Raw genomic sequence first — 16,244 nt, forward strand, 5'->3', positions numbered from 1 at the left:
TAACATGAAAAAAATAATAGTAACAACGGCTCTGCTGGCTTTCACATTCTTTTACTCACAGAAGAATCAGAATTATTTAGAGATCAGCTATGGAAGTGTATGCTGCGGCCCGCCATCTGATAAACCTGTCATCAGCTATCTGAAGGAATTCAAGAACAAAAGCAGGGTAAAAAGCCTGGAAATTCTTTTACAGAAAGGCAGAGGCAGAGAAGGTGAATTTACATTATATGTTGGTACTGACTATCTTACAAAAAATCAAAAAAGCCGTCTTATAAGAGGATTAACGGCTACTGTTTCTAATCAGAACAACAGTAAGAAAACCCAAAATACAGGAAACGTTTTCTTTGATTCGGCAACTGTTGTTTCTCAAACAGATCTTATTGACGTAAAAAATTTAACTATCTATAAAAAATAAAGGAAAAATGATCAAAAACATTGTAGTTATCGGAGCGGGAACCATGGGAAATGGTATTGCACATACTTTCGCACAAAGCGGTTTTAAAGTAAATCTTGTAGATGTATCTCAGGAAGCTCTGGACAGAGGTTTGAAAACCATTACTACCAATCTTGACAGAATCATTGCTAAAGGAAATCTTACAGAAGAGCAAAAAGCTGAAACGCTGGGAAACATCACTACTTTCACAGCATTGAATGATGCAGTAGGCGCTGCAGACCTTATTGTAGAGGCTGCTACAGAAAACATGGACCTTAAACTGAAGATCTTTGGCCAAATGGATGAACTGGCTCCTGAAGGCTGTATCCTTGCAACTAATACTTCATCTATATCTATCACAAAAATTGCTGCTGCTACAAAAAGAGCTGATAAAGTAATCGGGATGCACTTCATGAACCCGGTTCCGATTATGAAACTGGTAGAAATCATCAAAGGATATTCTACTTCTAAAGAAACTTTTGATGCAATCTATGAAATGAGCAAAACTTTGAGTAAAGTTCCTGTAGAAGTGAATGACTATCCAGGTTTCGTGGCCAACAGAATTTTGATGCCAATGATTAATGAATCTATCGAAACTCTTTATAACGGAGTGGCTGGTGTAGAAGAAATTGATACAGTAATGAAATTGGGAATGGCACATCCAATGGGCCCGCTTCAGCTGGCAGACTTCATTGGTCTTGATGTATGTCTTGCCATCCTGAATGTAATGTATGATGGTTTCAAAAATCCAAAGTATGCCCCTAACCCATTGCTTGTAAATATGGTAACAGCAGGGAAACTTGGTGTAAAATCAGGGGAAGGATTCTACGATTATTCTGAAAGCAAAAAAGCTGAAAAAGTTTCAAAAATGTTTTTGAAGTAATTTTAAAGTCAATAATTTTATTTATCTTTGAGAAAGTTAAAACATTAAAAAAATGAAATTACCAAAGTTTTTATTAGCAGATAATTCGGAGTTTCCAGAAGATCTATTCGTAGTTCATACAGAATACCCAAGATTTATCTTAAACGTTGAGGAAGAAGAAGTTGAGTGGTTAGATGATCTTGAAGGTGATGATGAAGAAACTATGGCAGACGAAGCTACTAAAGTAGTAGAAGCAGCGTTTAAATGGTGCGACGAAGAGTTGGCTAAGTACGACGAAGAAGAGGAAGATTAATAACACTCTAAACATAAAAAAGGAACTCAATTGAGTTCCTTTTGTTTTTTATTCTGATTTAGTGAATTTCAATAGCAAGAGATTGTCTTTATACAATTCTAAAGTATTTCCGGAAATCACATATTTATTTGCTTTTCCCATCATATCCATAAAGTTCTGCTCAACTCCGATGTTGTTGCACATCATTTTTGTAGATCCCATTTGCCCGGCTGTAAAACCACCTGTAGACGGATCTATTGAAGCTGTTCCGAAATAGTTGTTACACCCTGCATTTCCTGTAATTTTCTCTCCTTCAATATTTAATGTCGGAACCTTACCTTTTACACTTTCAGCCAGAGTCCATTTTGTATTGGCAAGAGCAGGCTGAGCCTTTCCTACTTTAGATGCAGACGGGCTTGTCATGGATCCACATGATGCCAGTACTGCTGCTGCACATATACTTAAAAAAAGATTTTTCATTTTTTTCTTTTTGAATTAATCCAAATTTACGGAAATTATATTATTTAAACGGGCTGCGGTGAATTTTATTATTCTTTAACAGTTGACATTTTGAAATTTTTTCTGTTCTAATTTTAGCAATAAAAAGGAGTATTCATTATCATAAACCGGCATTGTAAAGCTTAACGCAATGGTGCAAATGGTTTTAATCAGGAACGCTTCTAAGGCGCAAGGATTTTATCTTTGATGAAATTTCAACGGTAACTTTGTCATTTTGAAAGAATCTATATTATGCTTAGTATCTGAAAACATACTGTGCCGAGACTTCTACGGAGTGACAAGGATTATGGATAGACCAAATATCGAATCATAAGAAAATATACAATACAATTCAATTCAATAGGAATCGGTTATAATCCTGAGCGTAGACGAAGGAAGCCCCCTTTTACATTCAAATGGCTTTAGCCAAACCCTAACAACATTCTTAAAACAAAAAAACGGACTTTAAAAAGTCCGTTTCTATTATATTGTGAAATATATATTTTCAAGTATTAAGATCTCAATTCTGCATTGAATTCTTTCTGGAAAGCTTTGATCAGAGAATCCATTACTTCTGTGATTTCCTTTTCTTCCAATGTTTTTTCTTCGTTTAACAGCTCGAAGCTCATTGCATAAGACTTCTTACCTTCAGGAAGATTCTTACCTTCATACACATCGAATAGATTAACACTCTTAATGAATGGAGATTTATTCTTTTTAGCAGTCTGATATAAATCCTGATAGTTTACATTTTTATCAATCAATAAAGCTAAGTCTCTTCTGATTTTGTTGAATTTCGGAATGTCTTTAAATTTCAATTCGTTTTTAGAACGCAGTTCCTGAGCATATTCCAGTTCAATTTCTGCATAGAAACAATCCTGATCAATATCAAAGTCTTTTAACAGAGCTGGTGCCACTTTTCCGATTCTTACCAAAGCTTTGCCATCCACTTCATATACCAATGCATCAGAGAATCTCTCATCAGACAAAGCACCTTCTTTATAATCTACAGCAAGTCTTTCCAATAAAACTTTTACATAAGCCTTAAGGTTATAGAAACTTACAGCAGACTTAGGCTGAAGCCAGTTTTCTGCAACATCTCTTCCGGAAACCAACAAAGCCAATTGTTTTCTTTCTTCGTATTTATCTTTTTTGTGATAAATTTTTCCTAATTCGAAGAATTTGATATCTTGATTCTTTCTGTTGATATTGTATACTGTATTCTGAAGAAGTCCTTCCAATAAAGACTTTCTCATGAATGCTAAATCCCCGCTTAAAGGATTTAACAGTTTTACGGCATCAGTTTCATCTTTTACAGAAGTCAATGAGTTATTCATTACTTCATTGAAACCAATGCTTTGTAAAGATCTTGCCCAGTTATTTTCCAGTTCATCCTGATCGTTAGTACTAAGCTTAACTGGCGTAAATGAAAACTTCTGTGGAGCATCAATTTTATTGTATCCGTAGATTCTTAAGATTTCTTCAATGACATCAATTTCTCTTGTCACATCTGCTCTGTAAGCAGGAACAGAGATTTCAAAACCGTTAGGAATTTCATTTAAAACCTGAATTTCCAGTGCTTTCAAGATTTCCTTTACTTTTTCTCTGTGAATTTTTGTTCCTAAAATCTGCTCAATTTTAGAGAATCTAATAATCACATAGTTATCTTCTATTTTCTTAGGATATTCTTCCAACAGGTCTCCTACCAATTTTCCTTCAGCTATTTCCTGAATCATTTTAATAGCATGAGTAATTGCCGTTCTTGTAAGGTTCGGGTCTACTCCTCTTTCAAATCTGAAAGAAGCATCTGTATTCAGGCTATGGGCTTTTGCTCCTTTTCTTACTGCAATCGGATTGAAATAAGCACTTTCAAGGAATATGGTTTTTGTAGTTTCCGATACTCCGGAATTTTCACCACCGAATACTCCGGCGATACACATTGGATTATCTTTACCGTCTTTGATCATGATTTCAGAACCATTCAATGTTCTTTCAACCCCGTCTAAAGTGGTAAATTTCGTTCCCGGTTTTACGACACCTACTTTCACTTTCTTGTCTGCAATTTTATCTGCATCAAATGCGTGAAGCGGCTGTCCGTACCCATGAAGAATATAGTTTGTAATATCTACAACGTTGTTAATCGGGCTTAGCCCGATCGCTTTTAGTCTGTCTTTTAACCAAGATGGAGATTCTGCTACTTTTACGTCTTCAATAACGGCTCCAATATATCTTGGACACAATTCAGCATCTTCAATTTCCAGTTTGAAATCATGAGTTCCCTCATTATTCAAAACTTCGGAAGCTACTTTATTGAATTGAGACTTCAGTTGGTTTGTAGAAAGATAAGCATGTAAATCTCTTGCAACCCCATAGTGAGACATGGCATCTGTTCTGTTCGGTGTTAACCCGATTTCAAATACCTCATCATTAGTCAGCTCAAAATAGTCTGCAAAGTTTTTCCCTACCTCATATTTGGTTTCGTCCAGCACCATAATTCCTCCGTGATCATCGCTCAGACCTAATTCATCTTCTGCACAGATCATTCCCTGAGAAACCTCACTTCTGATTTTTGCTTCTTTAATTTCAAAAAAGTTTCCGGTTTTGTCATAGATTTTTGTTCCGACAACGGCTACAGGAACGGTTTGCCCTGCTTCCACGTTAGGAGCTCCGCAAACAATATTCAATATTTTTCCGTTTCCTACGTCTACTGTTGTCTTCTTCAGTTTGTCAGCATTCGGATGCTTTTCGCAGGTTAATACTTTACCTACAACAATTCCTTCAAGGCTGCCTCTTACGCTTTCAAATTTATCTATCCCTTCAACCTCAAGACCTATATCTGTAAGGAATTCACCGATTCTTTCAGTTTTTGATTCCGTTTTTACAAAGTCCTTCAGCCAGTTGTTTGATATTTTCATTTGTTTATCTATCTACTTATTTAATTCGTCAAATGAGCCTTAAGGTTTCATCTGCTCTATTTTGAAACTTTTATTTGAAATTCCACCCCTAATTCCGGTGTGATTTTTCGAGCTACAAATGTCGTGTTTTTTTGAGAAATAGAGAAATTTAGAAGCGACTTTAAGATAATTAATTTTCATTAATAGTTCCGCTTCTGATTGATGAATCTATTGGTCAGATGGTCTCATTACTTTCTTCAGGCTATCAGAAAATAGTACCAGCCCTCCGGTCATCATGATAATATCTTTCAAGACCAAACGTCCTGCTCCGGACAAATAGGGAAATCCAAACTGAGGAGTCGGATAATCTCCACCCAGATTCGGCACATACACTTCGGGAGTGGTTCCCAAAAATGACAGGGTAACCAATGACATCAAAAACGTTAAAGCACCTCCCACTGCTCCGATTTTAGGAAACCAGATCCCCAGCAGCACCAAAAGTCCGATTATTACGATCATTGCCCCCAAACCATAAGAAAATGTATATGTTCTATTTTCTTTATGCCAATCAATATTTTTCCGGATAACCTTCCCTTCCGGATTTTTGTACAGGGTATATTCTGCAACAAGCTTTTTGTCTTCATTAAGAACTTTATTCCCGGCATTTTTGTAGAAAAAACTCATCAAAGGGCTATTGGCAACGAAAGGGACAATTCCTTCAGCTTCATAATGAAATGCTTTCAAGCCTCCAATCCAGGCCATAACGATAAAAACTGAAATTCTGAGAAAATTGAAAAAGTACGTATCCAATTGTAATAAGCGGTGGTAAAGTCTGTTGTCTTGCATGTGATTTATTTTTTAACAAAGGTATTCACGCGCTTACAGCCCTAACATAGATATTTGAGGACATTACATGGACATTTTCGCCACCACAGAGATTCCTACTTGCTCTCTATATTTTTTGGGGGAACATCCTACCGATTTTTTAAAATACCTGCTGAAATAAAATTCGTCGGTAAATCCAAGCTCTGAAGCAATTTCCTTTACAGACCTATAGGTTAAATGCAGCAATTTTTTGGATTCCAGGATGATTCTTTCGTTGATAAGCTGAGTAGGTGTTTTTGCAAATTCTTTCTTTACAGCCTTGCTTAGTGTATTATTGGTTATGCTCAATCTGTCACTGTAAAATGACAGCTCCTTTTCATTTTTAAAATGGGCCTCCAGCAGTTTCTGAAATTCAGCAGCATTTTTATTGGGTAATTTATCCTGAGAAAGCATACTATTCTCAATACTGCTTTTCTGTTTGCTTCCAATGGCAAGGATAAGCTGTATATAAGTTTTGATAATGGATTCTGAAAACTGATGCTTTTCGGATTCTTCTTTTTTGATATGATTAAAAAGTTCGAGAATATAGTTATAGTTTTCTTCTGACAGTTCAACCCCCGGGTTCAGGTAAATATTATTGAAAAGAAACCCGTTGCAGGCCACTTCTTCTTTATGATATTCTATACAGTAATAATCACCATGGAAGAAAAGGACATGAATAGTCTCATCAGATTCTGAAACCAATTTAGCCTTCTGGTAAGGGGAAAGAAACAGTATATTGTATCCGCTGTAAGAATAATTAATATCATCCACGGAGAAAACACCGGAACCTTTCCATAGAACAACACTGTAATTTTCAGTGGTAAATTCTGACGGAAGATTTGAGGTGTGGTAAGACTGTATTTTTATTTCCATGATATACTGTTTAAACACGAATCAATCAAATAATTTATAAATGAAATGATTTGACACTATCTAATATTCTTTTGAATAGGTTTTCTTCTCTGTCAAATACTCGCCTTTACTGCCATTCCCTGTTCTGAAAAGAGTTTTGAGAGTTTCCCTATATTTTTCATTTTCTACTCTTGGAAGATAGCATACAAAATGTAAATGAGGGCCTTTACTCCAACCTGTATTTCCGCTTAGCCCAATAACATCTCCTTTTTTCACCTGATCCCCAATGTGTATTTTGACTCCGTTTTGCTTTAAATGGTAATATTGTGCAAAGGTTCCGTCCGGATGTAAAATAGTGATATAATTTGCTTTATCTACACAACTTCTTGTTGGACATCCAATATTACTGGTACTTACCAGATCTGTTACAAGTCCGTCTCTCGCAGCAACGACTTCGGTTCCCTCGAGCATTGTAAAATCTAAAGAATTTTCATTCTGATGCGAGAAAGTTCCATTATATCCCTGATAAATATTAAATGATCTGCCCTTTTTAAAAGGTAAATCATAGTGATAATCTTTATCGTAATTTTTTAATGTAACATCTCCGATATACATCATATAACCTGGGATATTTTTCACCTTCCAGCTTTTCATTTTGTCTGCAACAACAAAAAAGCCTATCTTATTTTTCACCGATTTTGCAGGAATCACTTGAGTTGTTTTAAAAGGTTTAGGAATTTTCATATTCTCTACTTCCGGAACTCCTGCAAACACTAAGGACATTGGATAAATTGCCTGATTATCTGCATAAAGGCTTAAAGTATCCCCTTTTTTTTCATGATAAACCTTAATAGTATTTTGTGAAAATAAAGCAATAGATGGTAGTAGTACAATAAGAATTGTTATTTTTTTCATGTTTATTAAAATGTTTTTTCTTACTACAACTATGTGTAGGAAAGGAATACGGGATTACAAAAAAAGCCGGAAAAATCCGGCTTTCTATTATTTGTTATCTTACTATTACAACCCGATAACCGGCATTGATAACATTAGGATATTTTCATTTTCTTCAAGACCGTCAAGTGGTTCAATGATCCCTGGTCTGTTAGGTTGAGACATTTTCATAGTGATATCGTCAGATCCTAAAATCGTCAGCATTTCAGTTAAAAATTTAGAGCTGAATCCGATATTGATATCTTCTCCGTTGTAGTCACAAGGAATCTGCATGTCTGCTTTGTTTGCATATTCAGTATCTTCTGCATGAAGGTGAAGAATATTACCGGAAAGCTTGAATCTTACCTGATTGGTAGATTTATTGGACATGATAGATGCTCTTTTGATCGCTCCTAATAAAAGGTTTCTGTTGATCGTCAATACATTTGGATTTTCCTTTGGAATTACCGCTGTATAGTTTGGATATTTACCATCGATCAGTCTACAGATCCAGATATGTTTATCAAAAGTAAACTTGGCCATATTCTCATTGAAGTCAATCGTAACGTCTTCGTTGGAACTTGCCAGGATATTTTTGAAAATGTTAAGAGGCTTTTTAGGCATGATAAACTCCATCGGCTCAGCATTCATCAGATCAGCTCTTTTGTATACCACCAATCTGTGGGAGTCTGTAGATACGAAATTGGTTTCGTTTTCTCCAAACTGGAAAAGAACTCCTGTCATTACCGGACGAAGAGAATCATTACTTGTAGCAAATAGGGTATTCGTCAAAGCTTCAGACAAAACTCCAGCTGGCATTGTAACACTTTGTGAAGCGTCAAATTCCGGCAATTCAGGATAATCATCAGCATTGTCTAATGCTACTGCGAAATTATCTTTTTCATCTAAAATCTCAAGCTGGCTTCCCGTACCTTCGGCATTGTCTTTTACAACAAATGTCAGAGGCTGTTCGCCATATGTCTTGATAAAATCCTGAAAAATTTTAGCAGGAACAGCAAATTTACCTGTATCATCAGACTTTACTTCCAGAGAAGTAACAAGAGTTGTCTCGCCGTCAGATGCTGTAATGGTAACATTATTTCCGTCTAATTCAAAAAGATAGTTTTCTAAAATCGGTCTCGATTGAGAGCTTGATATTACGCCACTTACAGTTTGCAACGCCTTCTGCAGTTCACCACTTGAAATAATAAATTTCATAGATTTATAAAATAAGTTTCTACAAATATAATAAATAGATACAATAAAGAAAAGAATAATATGGAGGAGTTTTTCACAAATATCCTTAATCTGTTTTGAGCCTTGATATTATGCTTAAAATTCTTTTGATCTTGTAATATTCATTAAAATATTCACCTTATCCGGATTTCTATTTGTACTTTTTTTCTTCAAAACGTATTTAAAACATCGGTATTGGAGACAAAAGAGGGTAAATATTGATTATTTTCTTTGATAATATCCTGTTTCGAATATAAAAGATAATTCATACCAATCAAAATACAAATCCTATCTTTGTCTGAAAAGTTTCAGAATCATGCAAAAACCTCCCATTCATAAAAGTTTTCTCAATGCTTTCCGGGGTGTTTTCATGATGATAAAAACGGAAAGAAATTTCCAGATTGAGCTGCTCGCTTTCTTCGTCAATCTCTTCTTTATTTTTTATTTCAAATTAAGCAGTACAGATGCTGCATTGGTTCTTATTGCTTCTTTTGCTGTTTTAAGTGCTGAAATTTTCAATACGGCTATTGAAAAGATCTGTGATATCATCCAGCCTGATTACGACAAAAGAATTGGCTTTATTAAAGATATTGCTGCAGGAGCCGTTGTGTTAACAGCTGTTGCCTCAGTGATTGTTGGGATTCTGGTGTATGGAAAATATATTTTAAGATTGATAAGAACAATAAAACACCTGTTTTTATAAATTCAAGATACTTCTGAATATTTTTTATTATGTTCGCGAAAAATTAACTTATGAAAAAGATTTTGACAGGAGTTCTGGGCTTGGTACTTCTTTCATCATGTAGTAACGACAGCGATACTTTACCTGTTGACAACAATGGAAATACTACAAGTAATGTTATCGGAACATGGAAAATACAAACTGAATATACCGTTTCCGGCACTGATAAAACAACGGTTATAAAAGAATATGCTCCCGATGACTGCAAGAAGAAGAGCACTTATGAATTCAAAAATGATGGGAAATATTATATGACAGACTATAACAGTGTGAATTCCGAATGTCAAAAGGCTGAAGCTACTCTTAGTTATACCTATTCTTCTGCGAATATGGACATTACAATAGGAAATAATACGGCAAAAGTACTTGAACTTTCTGCTAACAAATTCATTTTCCTTGTGACTGATAATGAAGATCATAACAACGATGGAATTAATGATTATACAAAATATATTTTATATAAGTAATCAATAGTGAAATAATAAAAGCCTGCCCATATGAATGTGGCAGGCTTTTATTATTGACCAGTCTATATTTTCTTTCTGATTTTATTTCACCGCGATTAAGATATCAACTTCCGCATCTGACGGATTCTGTGCTTTTTCTCCATAGATTTCAAAATCAGCTGTAAATATTCTTCCCAGGTCCATTTCCCATATTTTCAACCATTCATTGATTACCAACCCTTTTGAAAGGTCTCCTTTTGTGGTAAATTTTACGTAATCTCCACCGTCAAAAGAATACCCAACCATTCCTTCAGGGATATTGTCAAGGTTTTCCACTTTACATCCCAAAACTGTTGTATAAGGCTTTGTATGGTCTTTTTCGTAATCCGTATAAATGGAATAAATGGTCTTATCTATCCTATTCGGAATTGAATTGAGAATATCCTCATTGATCATTTTTTCCCATAATACAGGGATATCCTTTGCTGCCTGTTCATTTTCATTGGTTGTTCTTACTGAGATTCCGATGACCTTAAAAGGTTCCACTTTCACGTTATTCATTTCTTGATTTTTGTTGTAGGACAAATATAAGGACAGGTTGTGACAAGGGTATGTCAGGAGTATTGGTGTATTTTAAGTTTTGGCTAAAGCCGTGGATTTGTGTTTTATGGAAAGGGTGGGCTCCCTTCGGCTACGCTCAGGATAATAACCCACTCCTATTGAATATTTAATTACTAACTTTTTATTGAGATTGCTTCGCTTTGCTCGCAATGACTATTTTCCGACGTAAATAAATCCTTTCTTCCCGGATTTAAAAACAGTTTCAATTCTTTTATAGTCATCCACTTCATATGCATCTGCCTGTAGGATTTCCGCTTCTGTTACCTCAAAAAGCACTCCTTCTATCTGATCGTCATCGTTTCCTGAAAACTCTAGGACAGGATGGTATTTCTGACCGCTTTTCCGCAGTACTTCAGGGTCTGTAATTTCTAGACTGTTCAGTTTATATCCTGTTAAAACATCTTTCTCACCTTGCAAAAGTCTTCCGAAGGTTTCAAGCTGTACCTGTTCTTTCTGCAGAGTTCCGTAAGAAAATAAATTTGCCATTATAAATATTTTTCAATGATTGGGATGGCAACCTCAGCCATCATTCCATAGCCTTTTTCGTTGGGATGTACTCCGTCTGCAGATAATAAAATTTCTTTATCTTCCAGAAAAGCAGCATAAAAATCAATATATCCCAGTGAATGTTCTGCCGCAAGATCTTTAAGTATTTTATTATATACAACAACATCTTCATTGATTCTTTTTTTACCGGAACTTACTACCACTCCATCAATTTTTTCAGAGAAAGGGAGAATGCTCACAAGATAAATTTCGTTGGAATATTCTTTGGCATATGCGATGGCAGCACTCATATTGCTTTTAAATTTTTCAGGATCTACGATCTGTACTCCTTCTTTTACGGCAAGATCATTGGCTCCATGGCTTATAAAAACAATGTTTCCGTCAGCTGAATTTCTGGCGTTGAGTTCGTGGGGAATTCTTTTCAGCAATCCTTCTGTAGTTTCTCCTCCAATTCCTAAATTGAATAAGATGAGTTCGTCTCCATTTCCTTCGTGAAATTGCTGCAAGGCATATCTTTTCAAAATATCTACCCAGCCTCCAAAAACGCCGTCATATTCCCCGTAAGTAATGCTGTCACCGAAGAACAGCCCGTAAATAATTTTCTTCATTCAAATCTTATTATTTCCTGTTTTATTTAAGTAAAAGTATTAAGAAAAAACTGTTTAAGAGTAATACTTTTCTTCAATCTGCATGATTTTCAACGCAAAGTTTTGTTATATATACTATGTATTAAAGGGAGCAAAGAAGGAATCAACAAATTGATTTTATGAAGCTGATGTAATAACTTTAATGATAAAATTATTTCAACCATTAAGATTTCATAAGGAGTGAAGAATTATTAAGGCAACAGCTGAAGCTATTATTTAAACAGACTGTTTATTCATCTTGGATGAATCTTAACTAGCCTTAAGATCTTTATTCTTCTTAATGGTTTAAAACTCCTCAATTACTTATTACTCATTATTCATCATTCCAGCTTCAGCACAATATTCCTATGTGACTCGATAATTTCCACCAGGATTTCAAAAAGAGTCTGCCCTTTTCCTTCAGTCAAATCATCTAATTTCTGCTGAATTAATTCTATATTGAATGGTTTTCCCTGCCTGATTTTGTTTTCGTAGAATTCACGAGTGGTTGTAAAGCCAAGATCTTCTTTTGATTTCTGTGATTCTTTCCAGATGATTTCAATTTCTTCTTTGTTTTCAAATACTCCGAAACCACCGTAGAGAATATCATCAAAGCCATCCAGCGTTCCTACTTTCCAATCCACATCCTTCATCAGAACATTGGAAATTTCTTTGTAGAAACCAGCTAAAGACGAAAAATGACCGCCATGGATGACGATCATTTTTCTTGTATTATTATTTGAAGTATTCAACACCGTTTTTGAATATATTGTGATAATTCGCGGTTGGTATATTTTTCATGAGGCCTTCAGCAAATCGTTCCGGGTGTCCCATTCTTCCGTAGATTTTTCCACATGGGCTGGTGACACCTTCGATTCCGAATAATGAGTTATTCGGGTTGAACGGCATTCCGTGAGCAATGTTTCCATCGAAATCGATGTACTGAGTCGCAATCTGTCCGTTTTCATATAACTTTTTGATTTCTTCTTCTGAAGCCATGAAACGTCCTTCTCCGTGGGAAATCGGAATGGTGAAAGTCTGACCTTTCATTCCTTTTAACCAAGGGCTTTCATCATTTACCACTTTTACCGTTACCATCTGAGAGATGTGTCTTCTGATGGCATTATGAGCCAGCGTCGGAGAGTTTTCATCAAGATCTTTAATTCTTCCGTAAGGCAGCAATCCTGATTTAACAAGAGCCTGGAATCCGTTACAGATACCGATAATCATACCGTCTCTGTCTAACAATTCATGAACTGCATTTTTCATCTTCTCGTTTTTCAGAACGTTAACAATGAATTTTGCAGAACCGTCCGGCTCGTCACCTGCGGAAAAACCTCCTGAGAATGCCAGAATCTGAGAGGTTCTGATCTCTTCTACCCATGCATCAATGCTTTCCTCCAATAACTTGTGGTTGATATTGATCAAAGGCAGGCTGCTAACTACAGCACCTTCTTTCTGGAATGCATTCAGCGTGTCATATTCACAGTTGGTTCCCGGGAATACCGGAGCAAACACTTTCGGCTGTGCGATTCCGTGTTTTTTAATGATGATATTTCTTGGATGGATTGAGTTTGATTTTTCATCAATTTCAACCGTGATCTTTTCTTTTTCTACTGTCGGGAAAAGGTTCTCGAATGTATTTGTATTGGCAGATACAAGGTCTACGATATTGGATTCAAGACCATTGATTTTTACAATCCCTGAATCTTTTACTTCCCCAATAAGCTGAAGAGCAGCTGAGCTTAATTCTTCTTTTGCTTCAATGATTAAGCTTCCGATATTTTTAGCCAATAAAACGTTTTCATCAGCATTGATCTCAGCACCTAATCTGTTTCCGAAACTCATTTTTGCTAAAGCTACTGCAAGACCTCCTTCTTTCACTGTTTTCACAGAAACAATTTTCCCAGCTTTAATATTTTCGAAAATGAATTCAAAAACTTCTTTTAAAGCATTATAATTCGGAAGTCCGCTTTCCTGAGCAATATGATTAAAGAAATACAATTTATTTCCAGCATTTTTTAATTCAGGAGAGATGATATTTTCTTTATCTCCGTTGGCACATGCAAAAGAAATCAAGGTTGGCGGAACATTAAGATCCTGATAAGTTCCACTCATGGAATCTTTCCCTCCGATAGCCGCAAGACCCAAATTGATCTGTGCATCATAAGCTCCTAAAAGTGAAGCTAAAGGTTTACCCCATTTTTCCGGGTTTTGTCCTAGTTTCTCGAAGTATTCCTGGAAACTTAATCTGATGTTTTTGTAATCACCTCCCATCGCTACAATCTTCGCCACACTCTCTACTACAGCGTAAGATGATCCTAACAGTGAATTTTGTTTTGAAATTTCAGCATCGAATCCCCAGCTCGCCAAAGAAACTGTTTTAATATCTTTTGCTCCTAAAACAGGTAATGTCTGCACACTTCCTTCCATCAGGGTCTGCTGGTATTTTCCTCCTAAAGGCATTGCTACTGTAGTTCCTCCTACTGAAGAGTCGAACATTTCAAGCAGTCCTTTTTGGGAAGCTACATTTTTATCTTTTAAAATGTTCAGGAAGTTTTCTGCTGTGAAAGCTTTGGTTTCTTCTTTTACGTCTTCAAGGTGAGTGATTTTCACTTCCTGAGACTTTGAACATCCATTGGTATCTAAGAAAGCTCTTGAAAGGTCTACAATTTTGTCTCCTTTCCAGAACATCTGCATTCTTCCTGAATCTGTTACTTTTGCTACTTCTACAGCAACAATGTTTTCAGCTTCACAGAATTTAATGAATTTTTCTTTATCCTGAGGATCTACGACCACTGCTATTCTTTCCTGAGATTCAGAAATAGCCAGTTCAGTTCCGTTTAATCCTTCATATTTTAAGGGTAATACATCAAGGTTTACTTCTAAAGAGTCTGCAATTTCGCCGATTGCCACAGAAACACCTCCTGCTCCAAAGTCGTTTGATTTTTTGATCAGCTTCGTCACTTCAGGATTTCTGAATAGTCTCTGAATTTTACGTTCTTCTACTGCATTTCCTTTCTGAACTTCAGAACTCATGGTGTGGATTGAAGTCTCATCCTGTTCTTTTGAACTTCCGCTTGCACCTCCAACTCCGTCACGACCTGTTGCGCCTCCTAAAATAATAATTGAATCACCATTTTCAGGTTTTTCACGTCTTACCCAGTCTACAGGAACAGCTCCGGTAACGAAACCAACTTCCATTCTCTTCGCTTTGTACCCTTCGTCATAGATTTCGGAAACCATTGTCGTCGCAAGACCGATCTGGTTACCATAAGATGAATATCCGTTGGCAGCCTGTTTTGTAATGGTTTTCTGAGGTAATTTGCCTGGTAATGTTTTGTCAACCGGCTCCAAAACGTCCGCAGCACCCGTTAATCTCATTGCCTGGAAAACGAAAGATCTTCCGGATAATGGGTCTCTGATCGCTCCTCCTAAACAAGTGGATGCTCCACCAAAAGGTTCAATTTCCGTTGGGTGATTGTGGGTTTCGTTTTTGAATAATAAATACCAAGGCTCTTTTTTACCATCATATTCGGCTTCGATCTGGATAGTACATGCATTGATCTCATCAGAAATGACAAGGTTATCAAGATTCCCCGTTTTATGGAAATATTTACCGCATACTGTTGCCAGATCCATTAGGGAAATTGGCTTTAATTCACGGCCTAAGAATTTTCTTTTTTCAATATAGTCATTGAAGATCGTTTCCAATGTATGTTTGAACTGACCTTCAAACTGAATGTCTGACAATTCTGTTTCAAACGTAGTGTGACGACAGTGGTCACTCCAATACGTGTCTAATACTTTTAATTCTGTTTCCGTAGGATTTCTTTGCTCAGTTTTGAAGTATTCCTGAATAAATTTCAGGTCATCCAACCCTAATGCAAAACCATGATTGTTATAGAAATTCTCTAGTTCCGCATCATTGAAACTGATGAAATTTTCGTGAATGATTACTTTTGATGGGGTTTCATCTGCAGGAATATCCAAAATTGATAAGTCTTTTTCCTGAGATTCCACTTTGTTGATCAAAAGGTCTTTGATTTTAACCAAATCTGCTTCAGAAACTCCTTCAAATTCGATTAATTTTCCACTTCTTACTTTTGATTTTTCATTTTCTGTAAGCAATGCAATACACTGCTGCGCAGAATCTGCTCTCTGATCATACTGGCCGGGCAAAAACTCCATTCCGAAATGAACAGCTTTTGATGGGTTTTCTGTATGTAAAATATCAGTAACAGGGTCTACGAAGGTATTGTTTACCACTTTTTCAAATTCTCCGTCATTCAAATTGAAAATATCATACACATTGTATACTTTCACGCTTTGAACTGCCGGAACAACCGCTTTTACTTCATCAAAAATTTTTGGACTTTCAACATCGAAAATTCCTCTTTTTTCTACGAAAATTCTTTTGTTATTAGACATTAGA

At 36.0% G+C, this 16,244-nt stretch carries 16 protein-coding genes; 5 read left to right on the top strand and 11 right to left on the bottom strand.

Going from position 1 to position 16,244, the window contains the following annotated elements; all coding sequences use genetic code 11:
* Positions 1-4: 4 nt before the first annotated feature.
* From ACTJIP_RS00435 to ACTJIP_RS00445, 3 genes are read left to right on the top strand one after another with little or no spacing between them, the layout of a single operon-like run.
* Positions 5-415 (top strand): hypothetical protein, encoded by a 411-nt coding sequence (locus ACTJIP_RS00435; RefSeq protein ID WP_077416421.1) that lies wholly within the window; start codon positions 5-7, stop codon positions 413-415.
* Between the two features lie 10 nt (positions 416-425).
* Entirely contained in the window at positions 426-1,316 is an 891-nt protein-coding gene (locus ACTJIP_RS00440) for a 3-hydroxybutyryl-CoA dehydrogenase (RefSeq protein ID WP_180565750.1), read from the top strand.
* Between the two features lie 52 nt (positions 1,317-1,368).
* Positions 1,369-1,608 (top strand): hypothetical protein, encoded by a 240-nt coding sequence (locus tag ACTJIP_RS00445; protein WP_002977986.1) that lies wholly within the window; start codon positions 1,369-1,371, stop codon positions 1,606-1,608.
* Positions 1,609-1,656: 48 nt separating this feature from the next.
* Here ACTJIP_RS00445 and ACTJIP_RS00450 read toward each other — a convergent pair whose 3' ends face one another.
* From ACTJIP_RS00450 to dnaN, 6 genes are all read right to left on the bottom strand, one after another.
* Positions 1,657-2,067, bottom strand: a complete 411-nt coding sequence (locus ACTJIP_RS00450) for an META domain-containing protein (RefSeq protein WP_180564008.1) — start codon at positions 2,065-2,067, stop codon at positions 1,657-1,659.
* A 530-nt stretch (positions 2,068-2,597) separates the two neighbouring features.
* The gene (gene pheT, locus ACTJIP_RS00455) at positions 2,598-5,000 is read right to left on the bottom strand and encodes a phenylalanine--tRNA ligase subunit beta (protein WP_180564009.1); all 2,403 of its coding nucleotides are present in this window, start codon (positions 4,998-5,000) and stop codon (positions 2,598-2,600) included.
* Between the two features lie 207 nt (positions 5,001-5,207).
* Positions 5,208-5,825: a DUF417 family protein gene (locus tag ACTJIP_RS00460; RefSeq protein ID WP_440703949.1), complete on the bottom strand. Its 618-nt coding sequence runs from the start codon at positions 5,823-5,825 to the stop codon at positions 5,208-5,210.
* Positions 5,826-5,888: 63 nt separating this feature from the next.
* The gene (locus ACTJIP_RS00465; RefSeq protein ID WP_077416415.1) at positions 5,889-6,719 is read right to left on the bottom strand and encodes an AraC family transcriptional regulator; all 831 of its coding nucleotides are present in this window, start codon (positions 6,717-6,719) and stop codon (positions 5,889-5,891) included.
* A gap of 60 nt (positions 6,720-6,779) precedes the next feature.
* The gene (locus tag ACTJIP_RS00470; RefSeq protein WP_077416413.1) at positions 6,780-7,613 is read right to left on the bottom strand and encodes a M23 family metallopeptidase; all 834 of its coding nucleotides are present in this window, start codon (positions 7,611-7,613) and stop codon (positions 6,780-6,782) included.
* 105 nt (positions 7,614-7,718) lie between these two features.
* The gene (gene dnaN / locus ACTJIP_RS00475) at positions 7,719-8,849 is read right to left on the bottom strand and encodes a DNA polymerase III subunit beta (protein ID WP_077416411.1); all 1,131 of its coding nucleotides are present in this window, start codon (positions 8,847-8,849) and stop codon (positions 7,719-7,721) included.
* A 334-nt stretch (positions 8,850-9,183) separates the two neighbouring features.
* Between dnaN and ACTJIP_RS00480 the strand changes: the two genes are divergently transcribed.
* Complete coding sequence (locus ACTJIP_RS00480; RefSeq protein ID WP_077416409.1) at positions 9,184-9,570, top strand: diacylglycerol kinase family protein; 387 nt, start codon at positions 9,184-9,186, stop codon at positions 9,568-9,570.
* A 50-nt stretch (positions 9,571-9,620) separates the two neighbouring features.
* Positions 9,621-10,076 carry a lipocalin family protein gene (locus tag ACTJIP_RS00485; protein ID WP_077416407.1) on the top strand — a complete coding sequence of 152 codons (456 nt, stop codon included), beginning with the start codon at positions 9,621-9,623 and terminating at the stop codon, positions 10,074-10,076.
* An 81-nt stretch (positions 10,077-10,157) separates the two neighbouring features.
* Here ACTJIP_RS00485 and ACTJIP_RS00490 read toward each other — a convergent pair whose 3' ends face one another.
* The 5 genes from ACTJIP_RS00490 to ACTJIP_RS00510 form a co-directional block, all read right to left on the bottom strand.
* Positions 10,158-10,616, bottom strand: coding sequence for a GyrI-like domain-containing protein (locus ACTJIP_RS00490; protein WP_077416405.1), 459 nt, complete (start codon positions 10,614-10,616; stop codon positions 10,158-10,160).
* A 213-nt stretch (positions 10,617-10,829) separates the two neighbouring features.
* A complete protein-coding gene (locus ACTJIP_RS00495; protein ID WP_440703950.1) occupies positions 10,830-11,162 on the bottom strand; it encodes a gamma-glutamylcyclotransferase family protein in 333 nt (110 codons plus the stop codon).
* The gene (locus ACTJIP_RS00500; RefSeq protein ID WP_440703951.1) at positions 11,162-11,791 is read right to left on the bottom strand and encodes an SGNH/GDSL hydrolase family protein; all 630 of its coding nucleotides are present in this window, start codon (positions 11,789-11,791) and stop codon (positions 11,162-11,164) included. The genes ACTJIP_RS00495 and ACTJIP_RS00500 overlap by 1 nt, the downstream gene beginning before the upstream one ends.
* Before the next feature lie 359 nt (positions 11,792-12,150).
* Positions 12,151-12,564 carry a ribonuclease inhibitor gene (locus ACTJIP_RS00505; protein WP_428168478.1) on the bottom strand — a complete coding sequence of 138 codons (414 nt, stop codon included), beginning with the start codon at positions 12,562-12,564 and terminating at the stop codon, positions 12,151-12,153.
* Complete coding sequence (locus tag ACTJIP_RS00510; RefSeq protein ID WP_440703952.1) at positions 12,545-16,240, bottom strand: phosphoribosylformylglycinamidine synthase; 3,696 nt, start codon at positions 16,238-16,240, stop codon at positions 12,545-12,547. The genes ACTJIP_RS00505 and ACTJIP_RS00510 overlap by 20 nt, the downstream gene beginning before the upstream one ends.
* Between the last annotated feature and the right edge of the window lie 4 nt (positions 16,241-16,244).

Origin of the sequence: Chryseobacterium sp. 22543, from assembly GCF_052044565.1 — a bacterium.
Lineage (GTDB): Bacteria > Bacteroidota > Bacteroidia > Flavobacteriales > Weeksellaceae > Chryseobacterium.

Coding starts and splice junctions, on each gene's coding strand:
- ACTJIP_RS00510 (WP_440703952.1), bottom strand. CDS start 16,240: ATGTCTAATAACAAAAGAATTTTCGTAGAAAAAAGAGGAATTTTCGAT.
- ACTJIP_RS00495 (WP_440703950.1), bottom strand. CDS start 11,162: ATGGCAAATTTATTTTCTTACGGAACTCTGCAGAAAGAACAGGTACAG.
- ACTJIP_RS00470 (WP_077416413.1), bottom strand. CDS start 7,613: ATGAAAAAAATAACAATTCTTATTGTACTACTACCATCTATTGCTTTA.
- ACTJIP_RS00490 (WP_077416405.1), bottom strand. CDS start 10,616: ATGAATAACGTGAAAGTGGAACCTTTTAAGGTCATCGGAATCTCAGTA.
- ACTJIP_RS00450 (WP_180564008.1), bottom strand. CDS start 2,067: ATGAAAAATCTTTTTTTAAGTATATGTGCAGCAGCAGTACTGGCATCA.
- dnaN (WP_077416411.1), bottom strand. CDS start 8,849: ATGAAATTTATTATTTCAAGTGGTGAACTGCAGAAGGCGTTGCAAACT.
- ACTJIP_RS00485 (WP_077416407.1), top strand. CDS start 9,621: ATGAAAAAGATTTTGACAGGAGTTCTGGGCTTGGTACTTCTTTCATCA.
- ACTJIP_RS00460 (WP_440703949.1), bottom strand. CDS start 5,825: ATGCAAGACAACAGACTTTACCACCGCTTATTACAATTGGATACGTAC.
- ACTJIP_RS00500 (WP_440703951.1), bottom strand. CDS start 11,791: ATGAAGAAAATTATTTACGGGCTGTTCTTCGGTGACAGCATTACTTAC.
- ACTJIP_RS00435 (WP_077416421.1), top strand. CDS start 5: ATGAAAAAAATAATAGTAACAACGGCTCTGCTGGCTTTCACATTCTTT.
- ACTJIP_RS00480 (WP_077416409.1), top strand. CDS start 9,184: ATGCAAAAACCTCCCATTCATAAAAGTTTTCTCAATGCTTTCCGGGGT.
- ACTJIP_RS00445 (WP_002977986.1), top strand. CDS start 1,369: ATGAAATTACCAAAGTTTTTATTAGCAGATAATTCGGAGTTTCCAGAA.
- ACTJIP_RS00465 (WP_077416415.1), bottom strand. CDS start 6,719: ATGGAAATAAAAATACAGTCTTACCACACCTCAAATCTTCCGTCAGAA.
- pheT (WP_180564009.1), bottom strand. CDS start 5,000: ATGAAAATATCAAACAACTGGCTGAAGGACTTTGTAAAAACGGAATCA.